Genomic DNA, 15,090 nt, shown 5'->3' with positions numbered 1-15,090 from the left:
CGGTCCTCGCCAATGATGTGGCGTAGCGGGAGTTTTTGATGCAATCCATTTCGAACAAGGCCGGGACTGTCGTCGAGGCGGGCGAAGGCGTCTGGCCGATCCGCAGAAGACGGATTCTCGACTGGCTGGTGAACGAGACGCGCGGCGAGCGGTTCATCGACAATATCCTGGTGGACATGTGCGAGAAGCTGCTGGCGGCAGGAGTGCCGGTGGCGCGGGCGACGTTGCATTTCAGGACGAACCATCCGCAATGGATCGGCGCCCGCATCCTCTGGAAGGAAGGCCTGGCGGAGGCGAAGATCAACACTTTCGCCTATGGTGTCGAAAACACGCCGGAGTTCCTGAAGAGTCCCGTCAACGCGATCCATCAGGGTTCGGAGGAGGTGCGTAGACAGCTGGAGGGCACAGCCGACGGCGACGAGGATTCATTCTATCAGGAACTGCGCGATGACGGCCTCACGGAGTATATCGCCTGGCCGCTCGAGCATACTTTCGGCAAACGGCATGTCGCGACATTTTCGACCAGCCGGCCGGGCGGTTTTACGAGCGAGCATGTCGATTTCCTGCGCGACCTGCTGCCGGCATTGACCCTCGTCAGCGAAATCCGGCTGAAGAACATCATGGCGCGCACGCTGCTGCAGACCTATGTCGGACCGCATGCGAGCGAACAGATCCTGTCGGGCGTCACGACGCGCGGCAGCGGCGCGACCGTCGGGGCGGCAATCATGATCTGCGACTTGCGCGACTTTACGGCGATCTCCGATCTCTGGCCGCGTGACGATGTCATCCATCTGCTCAACGATTATTTCGACGCCATGTCAGATCCGATCGAGCGGCATGGCGGAGAGATCCTGAAGTTCATGGGTGACGGATTGCTGGCGATCTTCCCGTTAGCCAAGGAAACCGCCTGCCTCGATCTGCTGCAGGCGATCCGCGAAGGGCAGGCGTTGATGGCGCAATTGAACGAGCAGTATGCGGGCAACGGACGCGAACCGTTGCGCTACGGCGTCGGCGTGCATGTCGGCGACGTCATGTACGGCAATATCGGCTCGCGCCGGCGGCTGGATTTCACCGTCATTGGCCCGGCGGTCAATGTCGCCTCGCGACTGGAAACCCTGACCAAGGAGGTCAAGCGTCCGGTGCTCTTGTCGCGGGCCTTTGTCGAAATGGCGGGCTGCGCGAAGGACATGGATAGTCTCGGCACCTTCCCGCTGCGCGGGCTTGGAGAGCCCGTCGATGTTTTCGCCTTTCCGGAGCGCGTCGCTGCATAATTTTCAACGCAGGCAGGCTCATACGCCTCGCTTGTTTCCCCAGAGCAGCACGTGCAATTGCGGTAGTACGCGGACTTCAAACCATTGGTCGGCCGTCACCCTTTCGACAAGCCAGTGCATCCGATCCATCACGCCGTCGATATCAATGCGCGCGTCATCGTTATCGGGCGGCGGCGGCGTATGATTGCCTGGCTGAAGGAACAACGGAATTTGGGGATAGCGCTGACCCGCCTGTTCGGCGAATTCGTAGTCGGCATCGTCGAAGACGACAATCTTCAATGCGACCTCCGGTCCGCCGGCGGCCAGTTGAAGGCAGTTATCCACCTGATCCCAATCCGTCAGCATTCCGCTTGATGGCGGTTTGGGGCTCACGACCAGGACGTCGAGATCGCGAAACCAGGCCTGGGCTACGCTTCCCTGTGTTTCCAGGGCAAAACGATATCCTTGCGAATGGCCAAGCTCGATAAGCGGCCTTAGGGGCTGTATCGCCGGATTGCCTCCGGAAAGGGAAACCGTCAGTGGTTTTCCACCGGAGAGCTTCATGATCTCGTGCCAGATCGCCTCCGTGGACATGGGAATCCATTGATCCCGGAAGGCGCTATCGACGGCGTGAAGGCTGTCGCACCAGGAACACCGGTAGTCACAGCCGCCTGTCCTCACGAACACCGTCGGCAGCCCGATCAAGGCGCCTTCACCCTGTATGGTCGGGCCAAAGATCTCGCTGACGCGAATGGTCCCGGCGCTCACGGCCTGTACTCCGCCCAGGTTTTCGGCGTCTCGCTTACGCGAACGGACGATGTTTCCGGGAAGTGCTGCTTGCACCAGTCGTAGAAGTGCCTCGCCAGGAACTCGGAGGTGACTTTTGAATGGCCGAAGACGTCGTTCAGGTGACGATGGTCGAAAGTTTCGTCGATGTAGCGCTTGAGCGGCGAGAGGTCGTGATAGTCACGGACGAAGCCATCATCATTCAGGCTTTCCGCAGCCAGCTCGACGACGACGACGTAGTTGTGACCGTGGAGCCGAGCACATTGATGGTCGGCAGGCAGGTGATCCAATTGATGGGAGGCGGAGAGATGAAACTCCTTGGTGATGCGGTACATCAATGCACCTCCGTGGCCGAGTATCGCGACACGGCCGCTCTCCAGAAATCCTGGTCTTCGTATTCCGTGGGATCGGGGACGCCGGCAAGATGGAAAGCTTCACGGCGTTCCACGCAGGTTCCGCAGCGCCCGCAGTGGAGCTCGCCGCCCTTGTAGCAGGACCAGGTCTCCGAGAACGGCGTGCCGTGTTTTTCGCCGTCAACCACGATCGCCGCTTTGGAAGCGTCGACATAGGGTGCAAGCAGTTTCACGTTGGCATAACCGTCCAGCGCTTCGTTTTGCATATGCTGGAAGGCATCGATGAAGCCCGGCCGGCAGTCCGGATAAATGAAGTGGTCGCCGCCATGCACAGCGACGGCAACGGCATCTGCTTTTTGCGCGGCCGCCAAACCGAACGCGATTGCCAGCATGATCGCATTGCGGTTGGGCACGACGGTGGCTTTCATGGTCTCCTCGGCGTAGTGGCCATCCGGAACCTCGACATTGTCGGTCAGGGCCGATCCGCTGAGATGACCGCCGATGCTGGCGATGTCGATAATATGATAGGGAACGGCGAGGCGTGAGGCACATCTGGCGGCGAAGTCGAGTTCCTTGCGATGCCGTTGGCCGTAGTCGAAGGATACGAGACCGATAAGCTGTTGTTCCGCTGCTACCTTGTGGGCAAGCGTAACGGAGTCCAGTCCGCCGGAGCAGACAACGATGGTTTTCATATTTTGGATCCCTTGTTTTGACCGGGTGGGCTGCGACCGGATTGCGCGGTGCTTCTAGGACAAATCACGCGCCATAGAAACAGTTTTGAAGCGTCAGCGTCATTAAGGGATGAGATGACGTTGATTTCACGCCGGTTTTCGTAGCTTCGAGGTTTGATGTCAACCCGAGGTCGTCTAACCGATCGGAAAGTTGATCTGCGGCGGCAGCAGGAGTTGCAGATCCTCGGCATCCGGATTGTTGATGCGCTGCAGCAGCATGCGTCCCAAATCCTCGCCGGCCGCCGTCAGGTCCTCGTGGATCGTGTCGACCTTCGGCTGCAGCTGGGTGAGAAGGCGGGACGTCTCCTTGGCGACGATATCGTAATCGACCGCCAGTATGCGGCCGGCATCGCTCATGCCGCTGATGACGGCGAGCGCCGAAACTTCGCCGGGACAGATGAAGCCATCCGGAGCATCTGGCGCGGCGGCGCGGCTGCGGATGAAGTCACGCAGCACGTCTGCCGGTGTATCGAGATCGACCGCCTCGGGAACCTCATAGGCGATGCCTGCCTCCCGCACCGCCGTCATGAAGCCGTGCAGGATATGCTGGCAGAAGGTCAGCCGCTTCGGCGGCAGGATCACCGCCACCTTTCTGCGGCCTTTGGCGATCAGCCGGCGCGCCGCCTCATAGGCAAAGGTGAAATTGTCGTAGTCGACATAGGGGTGCGGCGTCGAAAATTCAGTGCGGCCATGACAGATGAAGGGAAAGCCGGTTTCGAGCAGCAGGCGGACGCGCGCATCGAGCGGTTCGGTGCGCGTGAAGATCAGCCCGTCGGCGAGGTGGTTGCGGATGATATATTCGGCGGCCTCGATATCGGTCGTCGACAGGAAGTTCGGGGCGACGACCAGATGGTATGAGGTCTCCTTCAGCGCCTTGGCGATGCCGTACATGATCGAGGTGCTGAAACCGACCACTTCCTCGTGCGAATCGAGCAGTATGGCGATGACGTTGGTGCGGCCTGTCTTCAGGCGCTGCGCAGCCCGGTCAGGGAGATAGCCGATTTCGCGGGCGATGCGATGCACGCGTTGGCGGGTCTCGAGTGAAATCTGCGGCGCATCCGAAAGCGCCCGTGACACTGTCGTCACCGCAAGGCCGGCGATCGTGGCGATCGTTCGCAAGGTCGGCTTGCCGCGCTTATGCGTGATATCGAGATTTTCGCCGCGTTGCGGCCGGGACGGTTCGGTCACCCTTGGCTTTCCATGCTGGAATTGCCGATACCATAACACGATGAATCGGGCGCGCAATCGACGAATGGAAACGTTTTAAATTTTAGCGTTTTGTTAGCCATAGATTTAATATGAATTGTATTCAGTAGCTTAGTGAAATAACCATATTTTTCTCGGGAGTCGAGAAAGGGCTTGACGACCAAAGATTTATAACGTTTTAAATTAGCAACCGCGCGGAGGAGCGCGGCCGTATGCTGACCGCTGCAATGGCGGGAAGCATCGGGCGGCAGGGAGGTCCCGCCGCCGATTTGCAAACGGGAGGAAATTCATGAACAAGTTTTTGAGCTCGGCAGCTGTTGCTGTCGTGATGATGGCTGGCCTCAGTGCTGCCCACGGCGCTGACGTGAAGGAAGTGCAGATGCTGCACTGGTGGACGTCTGGTGGCGAGGCGGCGGCGCTGAACGTCTTGAAGCAGGATCTTTCGAAGGAAGGTTTTGCCTGGAAGGATGTGCCGGTTGCCGGCGGTGGCGGCGATGCGGCGATGACGGCGCTGAAGGCGATGGTTGCGGCCGGCACCTATCCGACAGCCTCGCAGATGCTGGGCTATACCGTGCTCGATTATGCTCAGGCCGGGGTCATGGGCGATCTGACCGAGACGGCGAAGAAGGAAGGCTGGGACAAGTCGGTTCCGGCAGCGCTGCAGAAGTTCTCGGTCTATGACGGCAAGTGGGTTGCTGCCCCCGTCAACGTCCACTCGGTCAACTGGCTGTGGATCAATAAGGCTGTGATGGACAAGATCGGCGGCACTCAGCCGAAGACCTTCGACGAGCTGATCGCGCTGCTCGACAAGGCCAAGGCCGCCGGCGTCATCCCGCTGGCGCTCGGTGGTCAGAACTGGCAGGAGGCGACGATGTTCGATTCCATCGTGCTGTCGACCGGCGGGCCGGAGTTCTACAAGAAGGCCTTCAACGACCTCGACGATGAATCGCTGAAGTCCGACACGATGAAGAAGTCGTTCGATAATCTGGCCACGATCATCAAATATGTCGACCCGAACTTCTCGGGCCGCGACTGGAATCTCGCGACCGCCATGGTCATCAAGGGTGATGCGCTGGTGCAGGTGATGGGCGACTGGGCCAAGGGCGAATTCGTCGCCGCCAAGAAGACGCCTGATACCGACTTCCTGTGCTACCGCTTCCCCGGCACCGACGGCAGCGTGGTCTACAACTCCGACATGTTCGGTATGTTCAACGTCCCTGATGACCGCAAGGCGGCCCAGGTGGCATTGGCCACTGCAACGCTGTCGAAGAGCTTCCAGTCGGCCTTCAACGTCGTCAAGGGTTCGGTGCCGGCTCGTACCGACGTTCCCGATACCGACTTCGACGCCTGCGGCAAGAAGGGTATTGCTGACCTGAAGGCAGCGAACGAAGGCGGCACGCTGTTCGGCTCGCTGGCGCAAGGGTACGGCGCTCCGCCGGCCATCGCCAATGCCTATAAGGATGTCGTCTCGAAGTTCGTCCACGGCCAGATCAAGACCTCCGACGAAGCCGTCAAGCAGCTCGTCCAGGCGATCGACGACGCTCGCTGAGACCACGTGTGATGACAATGCTTCCCCGCCCTGCTGGCGGGGAAGCTTCAGGCTCCGCGCCGATCATGCAGGCATGATCATGCGCGGACAATCATGCCCGATCCAGAGCCGATCATGCAGGGCCGATTGCAGGCAGGAGATGACATTCCATGAGCACCGTTGCGACCACCGATCCGGTTCTAACGCCGAGGCAATCGACGGGGATCTCGTTGAGGGGCCGGCTGCAGGATGCGCTGCCGAAGATCGTGCTGGCGCCGAGCTTCGTCATCACCATCATCTTCGTCTACGGCTTCATCGTCTGGACGGCCTATCTGTCGTTTACCAATTCCAAGACCTTTCCCTCCTATGCGCTGACCGGAGCACGCGCCTATCAGCGGCTGTGGCGCTGGACCTTCGAGAGCGATCCGCCGTCTTCCTGGTATACCTCGATCACCAACATGGCGATCTTCGGCTTCCTCTATGTCGGCATCTGCCTGGCGCTCGGCCTCTTCCTCGCCATCCTGCTCGACCAGAAGATCCGCGGTGAGAGCGTGTTGCGGCCAATCTTCCTCTATCCGATGGCGCTCTCCTTCATTGTGACAGGCGTTGCCTGGAAATGGTTCCTCGATCCCGGCCTCGGGCTGGAACAGACGCTGCACCACTTCGGCTGGACGAGCTTCCACTTCGACTGGATCAAGAACAAGGACTTCGTCATCTACACCGTCGTCATCGCCGGCGTCTGGCAGGCGTCCGGCTTCGTCATGGCGATGTTCCTGGCGGGCCTGCGCGGCATCGACGGCGAGATCATGAAGGCCGCCCAGATCGATGGCGCGTCTGCCTTCCAGCTCTATCGGCGCATCGTCATTCCGCTGCTGCGGCCGATCTTTCTCTCCGCCTTCATCGTGCTCGCCCATATGGCGATCAAGTCCTATGACCTGGTGGTGGCGCTGACCTCCGGCGGCCCCGGCGGCTCGGCCTGGCTGCCGTCCAACTTCATGTATGAATACACCTTCAAGCGCAACGAGATGGCCGTCGGCTCGGCCAGCGCCATCATCATGCTGATGACGATCTCGGCGATCATCGTTCCCTATCTCTATTCCGAACTGAAGGAGAAGGCGCGATGAGCAGCGTGACCTCTCCGACAGCAATCTCGCAGAACAGCACCAACACCCGCTGGATCGGCCGCACCGTCATCTACGGCCTGCTGCTGATCTTCGCCGTCCTCTACCTGATGCCGCTCTTCGTCATGCTGACGACCTCGCTCAAGACCATGGACGAGATCCAGAACGGCAACATGCTGGCGCTGCCGCAATCGCCGACCTTCGACCCCTGGATCAAGGCCTGGGGCGAGACCTGCGTCGGGCTGACCTGCGCCGGCATCAAGGGCTACTTCTGGAACTCGATCAAGATGGTGGTGCCGGCGGTGGCGATCTCCACCATCATGGGGGCGCTGAACGGCTATGTCCTGACCAAATGGCGCTTTCCCGGCCACACGCTGGTGTTCGGGCTGATGCTGTTTGCCTGCTTCATTCCGTTCCAGTCGGTGCTGCTGCCGATGGCAACGATCCTCGGCAGCCTCGGCCGCTTCGGCATGACGCTGCAGAACGCCACGGGTTTGAGCTTCGGCTTCGGCAATCCGACGGTCAATCTGGTCTTCGTGCATGTCGTCTATGGCTTGGGCTTTACGACGCTGTTCTTCCGCAATTTCTACGAGGCCTTTCCGACCGAGCTCGTCCGCGCCGCCCAGGTCGATGGCGCCAGCTTCTTCCAGATCTTCCGCCGCATCATGCTGCCGAACTCGCTGCCGATCATCGTCGTCACGGTGATCTACCAGTTCACCAATATCTGGAACGACTTCCTGTTTGCCTCGGCTTACGCCGGCACCGGTGACACCATGCCGATGACGGTGGCGCTGAACAATGTCGTCAACACCTCGACGGGCGTCGTCGAATACAATGTCAACATGGCGGCTGCGATGATCGCCGCCGTGCCGACGCTCATCGTCTATATCCTCGCCGGCCGCTACTTCGTGCGCGGTCTGATGGCGGGCGCTGTCAAAGGGTAATCCATGGCCTTCCTCGAAATCTCCGGTCTCAAAAAGCGCTTCGGCGCCGTCGACATTCTCAAGGGGATCGACCTCGAACTCGAAAAGGGCGGCTTTCTCGTGCTGGTCGGCCCGTCCGGCTGCGGCAAGTCCACCCTGCTCAACACCATTGCCGGGCTGGAGACGATCACCTCCGGCGATATCAAGATCGACGGGCGCGACATCAGCGGCCTGCATCCCTCCAAGCGCGACATCGCCATGGTGTTCCAGTCCTATGCGCTCTATCCGAACATGACGGTGGCGGGCAACATCGCCTTCGGCATGGAGATCCGCGGCGTGCCGAAGGAGGAGCGCGCCAAGGCGATTGCCCAGGTCTCCGACATGCTGCAGATCGGCCATCTGCTCGACCGCAAGCCGAGCCAGCTCTCCGGCGGCCAGCGCCAGCGTGTCGCCATGGGGAGAGCGCTGGTGCGCAATCCGCAGGTCTTCCTGTTCGACGAACCGCTCTCCAATCTCGATGCCAAGCTGCGCGTCGACATGCGCACCGAGATCAAGCGGCTGCATCAGCGCATGGGCACCACCTTCGTCTATGTCACCCACGACCAGATCGAGGCGATGACGCTGGCGACCAAGATCGCCGTGCTGAAGGACGGCGTGCTGCAGCAGTTCGGCACGCCGGCCGAGATCTATAACAGCCCTTCCAACATCTTCGTCGCCGACTTCATGGGATCGCCGGCGATGAACCTGCTCAACGCCACCGTCGAGAACGGCGCCGGCGGCCTCGAAGTCTCGCTGGAGCGGCCGAATGCCGCCCCGCTCCGACTGCCTGTTATCTCAGGCAATGACGGACTGACCGCCTATACCGGCAGACAGGTGATCTTCGGCATCCGCCCGGAGGCCTTGACCGATCCCGATGGCGCCGACCGCAAGGCGCGCTCGCTGACCGAGGGCGATTGCCTGATCGAGGTGGTCGAACCGGCCGGCTCCGACACCTTCGCCGTCACCAAGCTCGGCGGCAAATCCGTCGTCGCCCGCCTGCGCGCCGATACCGGCATCGCGCCAGGACAAAACACCCGCCTAGCATTCAATCTCGACAAGGCCGTCTTCTTCGATCCGGAAACACAGGCGCGGATCGCATGACGACCGTCAGGCAGCCGTTACGCCGAGCGTCACCGGCGCAAAACGCGTGGAAACCGCTTCGACGGTGATCTCGCCGGTGAACCCGGTCGCCTCCAGCCAGAAACCGGCGGTGCCGCCCTGCAGCGGGACATTGGTCGGGCCGACGATCCTAGCCGGGCCGTGAACCTTCAGCGAAATGCTGTCGTTCAAGAAAGGCAGGCGCTGGCCGCGCTGGTCGAGGGCGCGGATGATGACCCGCGTGCTGTCGCGTTCACGGGCCTTCAGCGTCGAGCTGTCGGCAACGACTTCCAGGGTCGTCGGCAACGGATCGGCCACCAGCGTCAGGCTGGCCACCGGCTCGCCGCCGATATAGCCGGTGAAGGTGCCGTCGATCCATTCGAGACCCCAGGTGCCGAGCTCATCGGCGGTAAAGTGCCGATGGTCGAGCACGACGGGCGGGTGCGGCAGATGCGGGTAGTTCTCGCGATCCGGACCGATGCGCTTGGAAAGCCCGCCATATTGCAGTTCCACCTCGTCGCAATTGGTCAGGATGATCAGCGGCAGCACGCCGCCGATATTGCGTTCGCCGCGCGCCCAGAAGGTCACCGGCTTCATGACGATCTCCTCGGAAGGGTCGCACTGGCTGATATAGGCATAGGCCGCGAATTTCGGCTCGCGGAACATGTCCATGACGCCGTGATAGCAGATGCGGTCGCCGGAGCCGAAATCCTTGTGGGTGTTGTAATCGAACATGCACCAGCCGATGGCGCCGGAGATATCAGGATCGCCATGGGCGGCATTCAGCACTTCCAGGTGCCGGCGCACATGCTCGGCCTGGCGCTGCTCCTGGTCATAGATCTTCGTCGGGTGCATGTGGCCGTTGAACTCGGTGATCAGGTACGGCACCTTGTGCGATAGTCCGGTATTTTCCTGCTGGGCGCGCAGGGCGGTGCGCGGTCGGTTGGCGCCCGGCAGCTCTTCATTGCCGAGGATGAAGTCGTTCATCGTGTAGACGTCTTCGAGCAGCTCGCTCTCGGTGAGATAACGCACGCCGCCGGTCTGGCGGGTACTGTCGAGTTCACGGGCGAGGCGATTGGTCTTGGCGTAGAAATCGTGATTATCCTGCGATTCGTTGATGCGCACGCCCCAGATGATGATCGAGGGGTGGTTCCAGTCGCGCTCAATCATGCGGCGGACGTTCTCGATCGATTCCTGCTGCCAGTCGGCATCGCCGATATGCTGCCAGCCGGGGATCTCCTCGAAAACCAGCAGGCCGATTGCGTCGCATCGATCGAGGAACCATTTCGACTGCGGATAATGCGAAGTGCGGACAATATTGCACTTCAGCACCGTCTTCATGATGTCGGCGTCACGCTCCTGGGCAGAGCGGCCGGCGGCATAACCGACATAAGGGAAGGCCTGGTGGCGGTTGAGGCCGCGCAGCTTCAATGGCTTGCCGTTGAGGAGGAAACCTTCCGGCGTGAATTCGGCGGTGCGGAAGCCGAACCGGGTGGAAATACGGTCGGAGCCGTGTTCGGTCCTGAGCTCGACGGTGACGTCATAGAGCGTGGGATCGGTGATGTCCCAGAGGGCGATGCCGGTGAGGCCGCCAAAGGAGAGCGTGGTGCGGCTGCCGATCGTTTCGGTCGCGGCAGTGGCGACCACCGTGCCGTCGGCCTGTTTCAGCGTGGCAGTGACGGTCGCCGAGAAGCTGCGGCCCTCGGGATTGGCGATGTCGACGCGGATGGTCGCCGATTTCTCCGGGCGAAGAACGTCAGTGGTTTCGATCTTGAGATTGCGGATCGAGACCGGGTCGGTGACCTTCAGCCAGACATCGCGGTAGATGCCGGCATAGGTCAGATAATCGATGCGGCCGCCGAAAGGCGGAATGTCAGGGTTCTCGCTGCCGTCGATCTTGACGGTGACGAGGTTCTCGCCCTTGACGAGCTTGCCGGTGAGGCGGGCCTCGAAGGGCGTGTATCCGTCCTTATGGGCAATGATTTCTTCGCCGTTCAGATAGACGACGCTGTCGGCCATGGCGGCATCGAAGACGAGCGAAACCTCGCGGCCCTCGAATTCCGGCAGCCAGCGCAGCACCTTCTGATAGGTGAAGGCGCGCTGATAGCTGGTCTCGTCGAAATAGCTGAAGGGCAGTTCGACGGCGGTATGCGGCAGGCTGACCGACTTGGCGGCATCGAAAGCTTCGAGCAAACGCTGGCCGAAGCCCTCATGGAAACTCCAGCCTTCGTTGAAGGAAACGACGGAACGCATTTCAGGCTCTCCAGGTTACGACATCAGGGACATTGCGGCGCCTCTCGGCGCGTGAAAATCTGGTCATCGGTATTCCTCCTGGACGCAATGGATGAGCGAGCCGCTAAAATACGTCACAGCGAATTCGATTCATGCGACGCGCTTTAGCTTTTTTCATGCATGTCGTCACCCCGCAACCGCTGTGCACTTCCAGGCAACATGCTTCAGGCGGTCGAGCCCCAGCGGGCGGTGCAGGTGAGCGTGATGCTGTGCGGGCCTTCGATCTCGGCGTCATGCCGTTCGATCAATTCGACGACGGCATCGATGAAGGCGACGTGGTTCAGGCTCAGTGTGGTCAGGTCGTTGCAATCCCAGGCAGCCATGGCGATGCCGTCCTGGCCGACGATGGCGATATCATCAGGGGTGTTCTTGCCGAGCACCCGGCGGGCCGCATCACGTGCGCCGATCGCCATGACGTCGTTGCCGCAGATGATGGCGTCGACCTTATCCCGGTGCAGCAGGAGCACGGCTTCCTTGAAGCCGGAATCATAGGAGTAGTCACCGAAGGCCTGTGCCTCGAAAGCAAGTCCGCGCTTGGCTAGCGCATCGACGAACCATTTTCGCCGGAGCTTGTCGATCCAGCTTGAATTGGTGCCGGAAAGGTAGGCAAAACGCTTCTTGCCGTCGCGGACGATCTTATCGATGATCTCGTCGGCCGCCTCAGCGCCGTCGATGCGGATGCTGGAGACGTTTTCGTTGTCGAGCGGCTCGAAGGAGACGATGATCGGCTTCGTCGTGTGGAAGATGTCGACCGCATCTTGCATCGACACCATGTCGGAGAAGACGACGACGTGATCGACCTGATAGGTGGATGCAAGGCGCATCAGTTGCAGCCGGTCGGAATGATCGGCGCAGCAGAGGATGATCGGCAGCAATTGTCTGGCCTGCAGGCGGTGGACGAGAAGCTGTTGCTCCTCAGCCTCGCAAGGGTTGCCGATCGCATTGACGACGAGGGCGACGAGCCGCGAGCGCTGGTTGTTCAGCGAGCGGGCGATCGCGTTCGGCTGGTAGCCATGTTCACGGGCGACGGCGAGGATGCGGTCGCGCGTGGCGCTGCCGATGCGCGAATCCGGCGAGAAGGCGCGGGAAATGGTGGCGGAAGAGACGCCGGCGAGTTTCGCCAGTTCCTTCGAAGTGATCCGCCGTCTGTTCATTCCGCTCATCTTCAGCGCCTATTGGGCGACGATCCTGACGGAAGCGCCGTCGGCCGCTGCCGATTCCTTGATTGCATCCCATAGCCTAGCGAATCTGAGGCCCATTTCAACGGAGCCGGAGTTTTCCATCTTTCCCTCGCGAATGGCGAGGAAATTCTTCATCGGGTTGCCGAGAATCTCGGCTTCCTCGCGCGGCTCGGCGGTCCGCCCGATACTGATCTCGCGCCAGCCACCCCAGGCGTCGATGCGCACGATCGCCTTCGAATAGAAGAAGGTGATGTAGGAAGCGCAGCCCGGAGGTCCTTCGCCGGCGGCCGTCAATGTCGCCAGCGCGCCGTTCTTCAGCCGGGCGGAGACGGCCGTGGTGATATCGACCTGTCTGCCGTGGTTGTTCATATAGGCGGACACACTGTCGAAGTCCGAATTGGCGAGCAGGCAGACGGTGTTCATCATATGGGCGCCGGTATCGAACATGAAGCCGCCGCCGGAGATGTCAGGCTGCTGCTTCCAATGGCCGTCGTAATTGGACGACCAGCTTTCCCAGATCATGCCCGATATGGCGATCAACTCGCCGAATTCGCCGGTGAGGGCCCGCCGGCGCGTGTCGAGCACCAGCGGCGACAGGCCGCCCTGGAAGGCGGTGACGATGGTGACGCCGCTATTTTTCTGTGCGGCGATCAGCCTCTCGGCCTCAGCAACCGTCGTCACCATCGGCTTTTCCAGGAAGAGATCGAGGCCAGCCTCGGCGACGGCAGTTGCCTGCTCGGCATGGAAGGCATGCGGGGTTGAGACGTAGACGATGTCGAGTTCGTCCCGACATTCCGCGAGCATCTGGCGATAACCCTCGAAGCTCCTCGGTTCTGGTGCGCCGGCGGCGAGGCAGACGTCGATCAGGCGCTGGCGCGACGCCGCCGTGGTGTCGGCGAGAGCAGCGAATTCGATCTCCGGCATCTTGACCCAGCTCTCGGCATATTCCGCCGCCTTCAAGCCAGCGCCGATGACGCCGAGGCGCAATTTCTCAGACATGAAATTCCTCCCTGAATACATTGTGCACACGATTACACAAACGGTATGGCGATGGCAATATCTAAATAAATAAGTAATATCAGTATATTAAAGCTAACTATCGAATCTTTTCAAAAACCGTCTTGTCAGCATTCGGAATGCGTGTACATTTTCACGACCGGTGCTGGAGGGCGCCGTGTCTCTACAAAAGGGAGGACTTCCGTTGAAGAAAATGGTTCTTGGCGGCCTATGCGCCATTCTGCTGAGCGCGGTTTCGACGCTGGCACAGGCAGAAACAATCCGAATTGCAAATCATGGTCAGGCCGGCATCGACGCGATGAAGTCGACGGTCGAGCGGATCGAAAAGAAATATGGCGTCACCGTCGAGGTCATCGAATATCCGGCGCCCGACAAGGACTACCTGACGAAACTCCTGACCGAGCTCGGCGCCGGCAACGCGCCCGACCTGTTCTCCATCCCGACGACGGCTGCGGTCGCCGACATGGTGGAAGCCGGTTACCTCGCGCCTGTTACCAAGGAGTTCAAGGCCTGGGACGGCTACGCCAACCTCTATGACGTCGCCAAGGAGCTTGCCGTCAGCCCGGATGGTGAAACCTATGTGATGCCGTTCATGCTCGGCATTCAGGAAATCTATTACCGCAAGGACGTTCTCGAAAAAGCCGGCATCTCCACCGAACAGCCGAAGACCTGGCAGGAACTTCTCGACCGCGCGGCCGAGATCAAGCAGAAGACCGGCGCCTACGGCCTACTCTTTCCGGCCGGCGTTTCCTGGGGAAGCGGTGCCTTCGACGAAGGTTTCCAGCATCTGCTCGTCGGTTCCAAGACGCCGCAGCTGGTCGATGCCGACGGCAAGCTCGATCTGAATGGCGAAGGCATCAAGGATGTCTTCAACGTCTACAAGGAACTGATCGACAAGGATCTGATGCCGACGCAGCCGCTGCTCGGACCCGAGCCCTGGGTCGTGCCGAAGTACCAGATGTTCCCGGAAGGCAAGCTCGCCGCGACTACCTGCGGCTCCTGGTGCTATATTTTCGACTGGGGTCGCGAAAGCAAGAACCCGATCCCTGACGTGACGAAGGTGGTCGGCACCTGGACGGTTCCCGGCCAGAGCAGCGGCCAGTATGTGCTTGCCAATCTCGCTGCGCCGTGGGCCGTCAATTCCAAGTCGGCCAATACCGAACTGGCAATCAAGGCGCTGATGGAGATCGGCTCGATCGAGACGCAGGTTTCCTACGCCGCCCGCATCGGCAACATCCCGGCCAGCAAGGATGCGGCTGACAATGCCGAGTTCCAGAAGCTGACGGAACTGGTTCCGATCCATGCTGCGGCCGGGAACGGCGTGTTCCTGAAGCAGGCCTCTGGTTTCGGTACGGTCTCGGAAGGGGTCGCGCGGGCCACCGAAGCGCTGCTGCGCAAGGAAACCGATGCCGCCGGCGCCCAGAAGATCCTTGTCGACTACGTCAAGGAAACGCTCGGCGACGACATGGTCAAGTAAGCTCCGGCACCCTCTCTTCCGCCACGACGGGGACGCGGCGCCAACGCCCGCGTCTTCCCGCTTTCATTCGATAAGCCGGTTCCATCGA

13 protein-coding genes are annotated in these 15,090 nt (G+C 60.8%); 6 read left to right on the top strand and 7 right to left on the bottom strand.

Annotation, left to right across the window (positions count from 1 at the left end):
* The first annotated feature begins 38 nt into the window (after positions 1 to 38).
* Positions 39 to 1,271 (top strand): adenylate/guanylate cyclase domain-containing protein, encoded by a 1,233-nt coding sequence (locus AC25BC_RS19180; RefSeq protein ID WP_128440370.1) that lies wholly within the window; start codon positions 39 to 41, stop codon positions 1,269 to 1,271.
* A gap of 18 nt (positions 1,272 to 1,289) precedes the next feature.
* Here AC25BC_RS19180 and queE read toward each other — a convergent pair whose 3' ends face one another.
* The 4 genes from queE to AC25BC_RS19160 form a co-directional block, all read right to left on the bottom strand.
* Positions 1,290 to 2,018: a 7-carboxy-7-deazaguanine synthase QueE gene (queE, locus tag AC25BC_RS19175; protein WP_024323815.1), complete on the bottom strand. Its 729-nt coding sequence runs from the start codon at positions 2,016 to 2,018 to the stop codon at positions 1,290 to 1,292.
* Positions 2,015 to 2,371, bottom strand: a complete 357-nt coding sequence (gene queD, locus AC25BC_RS19170; protein ID WP_012759104.1) for a 6-carboxytetrahydropterin synthase QueD — start codon at positions 2,369 to 2,371, stop codon at positions 2,015 to 2,017. The genes queE and queD overlap by 4 nt, the downstream gene beginning before the upstream one ends.
* Positions 2,371 to 3,081: a 7-cyano-7-deazaguanine synthase QueC gene (queC, locus tag AC25BC_RS19165; protein WP_012759103.1), complete on the bottom strand. Its 711-nt coding sequence runs from the start codon at positions 3,079 to 3,081 to the stop codon at positions 2,371 to 2,373. The genes queD and queC overlap by 1 nt, the downstream gene beginning before the upstream one ends.
* A 174-nt stretch (positions 3,082 to 3,255) precedes the next feature.
* Positions 3,256 to 4,308, bottom strand: coding sequence for a LacI family transcriptional regulator (locus AC25BC_RS19160; protein WP_012759102.1), 1,053 nt, complete (start codon positions 4,306 to 4,308; stop codon positions 3,256 to 3,258).
* Between the two features lie 307 nt (positions 4,309 to 4,615).
* On the opposite strand from AC25BC_RS19160, the gene AC25BC_RS19155 reads away from it, so the two are divergent.
* From AC25BC_RS19155 to AC25BC_RS19140, 4 genes are all read left to right on the top strand, one after another.
* Positions 4,616 to 5,875 (top strand): ABC transporter substrate-binding protein, encoded by a 1,260-nt coding sequence (locus AC25BC_RS19155; RefSeq protein ID WP_222059902.1) that lies wholly within the window; start codon positions 4,616 to 4,618, stop codon positions 5,873 to 5,875.
* Positions 5,876 to 6,024: 149 nt separating this feature from the next.
* Complete coding sequence (locus AC25BC_RS19150) at positions 6,025 to 6,978, top strand: carbohydrate ABC transporter permease (RefSeq protein ID WP_064650833.1); 954 nt, start codon at positions 6,025 to 6,027, stop codon at positions 6,976 to 6,978.
* Complete coding sequence (locus tag AC25BC_RS19145; RefSeq protein WP_222052557.1) at positions 6,975 to 7,919, top strand: carbohydrate ABC transporter permease; 945 nt, start codon at positions 6,975 to 6,977, stop codon at positions 7,917 to 7,919. The genes AC25BC_RS19150 and AC25BC_RS19145 overlap by 4 nt, the downstream gene beginning before the upstream one ends.
* Before the next feature lie 3 nt (positions 7,920 to 7,922).
* A complete protein-coding gene (locus tag AC25BC_RS19140) occupies positions 7,923 to 9,038 on the top strand; it encodes an ABC transporter ATP-binding protein (protein ID WP_130666859.1) in 1,116 nt (371 codons plus the stop codon).
* Positions 9,039 to 9,044: 6 nt separating this feature from the next.
* Here AC25BC_RS19140 and AC25BC_RS19135 read toward each other — a convergent pair whose 3' ends face one another.
* From AC25BC_RS19135 to AC25BC_RS19125, 3 genes are all read right to left on the bottom strand, one after another.
* Positions 9,045 to 11,288: a glycoside hydrolase family 2 protein gene (locus AC25BC_RS19135; protein ID WP_128438563.1), complete on the bottom strand. Its 2,244-nt coding sequence runs from the start codon at positions 11,286 to 11,288 to the stop codon at positions 9,045 to 9,047.
* Between the two features lie 203 nt (positions 11,289 to 11,491).
* Positions 11,492 to 12,490 (bottom strand): LacI family DNA-binding transcriptional regulator, encoded by a 999-nt coding sequence (locus AC25BC_RS19130; RefSeq protein WP_017995262.1) that lies wholly within the window; start codon positions 12,488 to 12,490, stop codon positions 11,492 to 11,494.
* 9 nt (positions 12,491 to 12,499) lie between these two features.
* A complete protein-coding gene (locus AC25BC_RS19125; RefSeq protein ID WP_128438562.1) occupies positions 12,500 to 13,507 on the bottom strand; it encodes a Gfo/Idh/MocA family protein in 1,008 nt (335 codons plus the stop codon).
* Between the two features lie 202 nt (positions 13,508 to 13,709).
* On the opposite strand from AC25BC_RS19125, the gene AC25BC_RS19120 reads away from it, so the two are divergent.
* A complete protein-coding gene (locus AC25BC_RS19120) occupies positions 13,710 to 15,002 on the top strand; it encodes an ABC transporter substrate-binding protein (protein WP_012759096.1) in 1,293 nt (430 codons plus the stop codon).
* Positions 15,003 to 15,090 lie beyond the last annotated feature (88 nt).

Source organism: Rhizobium sp. WSM409, assembly GCF_057653825.1.
Note: the sequence above shows the minus strand (reverse complement) of the source record. Positions and strands in the feature narration are given on the sequence as shown.

What these genes read in the sequence shown, in the direction of transcription:
- AC25BC_RS19180 (WP_128440370.1), top strand. Translation starts at nt 39, where the DNA reads ATGCAATCCATTTCGAACAAGGCCGGGACTGTCGTCGAGGCGGGCGAA.
- queD (WP_012759104.1), bottom strand. Translation starts at nt 2,371, where the DNA reads ATGTACCGCATCACCAAGGAGTTTCATCTCTCCGCCTCCCATCAATTG.
- queC (WP_012759103.1), bottom strand. Translation starts at nt 3,081, where the DNA reads ATGAAAACCATCGTTGTCTGCTCCGGCGGACTGGACTCCGTTACGCTT.
- AC25BC_RS19155 (WP_222059902.1), top strand. Translation starts at nt 4,616, where the DNA reads ATGAACAAGTTTTTGAGCTCGGCAGCTGTTGCTGTCGTGATGATGGCT.
- AC25BC_RS19150 (WP_064650833.1), top strand. Translation starts at nt 6,025, where the DNA reads ATGAGCACCGTTGCGACCACCGATCCGGTTCTAACGCCGAGGCAATCG.
- AC25BC_RS19145 (WP_222052557.1), top strand. Translation starts at nt 6,975, where the DNA reads ATGAGCAGCGTGACCTCTCCGACAGCAATCTCGCAGAACAGCACCAAC.
- AC25BC_RS19140 (WP_130666859.1), top strand. Translation starts at nt 7,923, where the DNA reads ATGGCCTTCCTCGAAATCTCCGGTCTCAAAAAGCGCTTCGGCGCCGTC.
- AC25BC_RS19135 (WP_128438563.1), bottom strand. Translation starts at nt 11,288, where the DNA reads ATGCGTTCCGTCGTTTCCTTCAACGAAGGCTGGAGTTTCCATGAGGGC.
- AC25BC_RS19130 (WP_017995262.1), bottom strand. Translation starts at nt 12,490, where the DNA reads ATGAGCGGAATGAACAGACGGCGGATCACTTCGAAGGAACTGGCGAAA.
- AC25BC_RS19125 (WP_128438562.1), bottom strand. Translation starts at nt 13,507, where the DNA reads ATGTCTGAGAAATTGCGCCTCGGCGTCATCGGCGCTGGCTTGAAGGCG.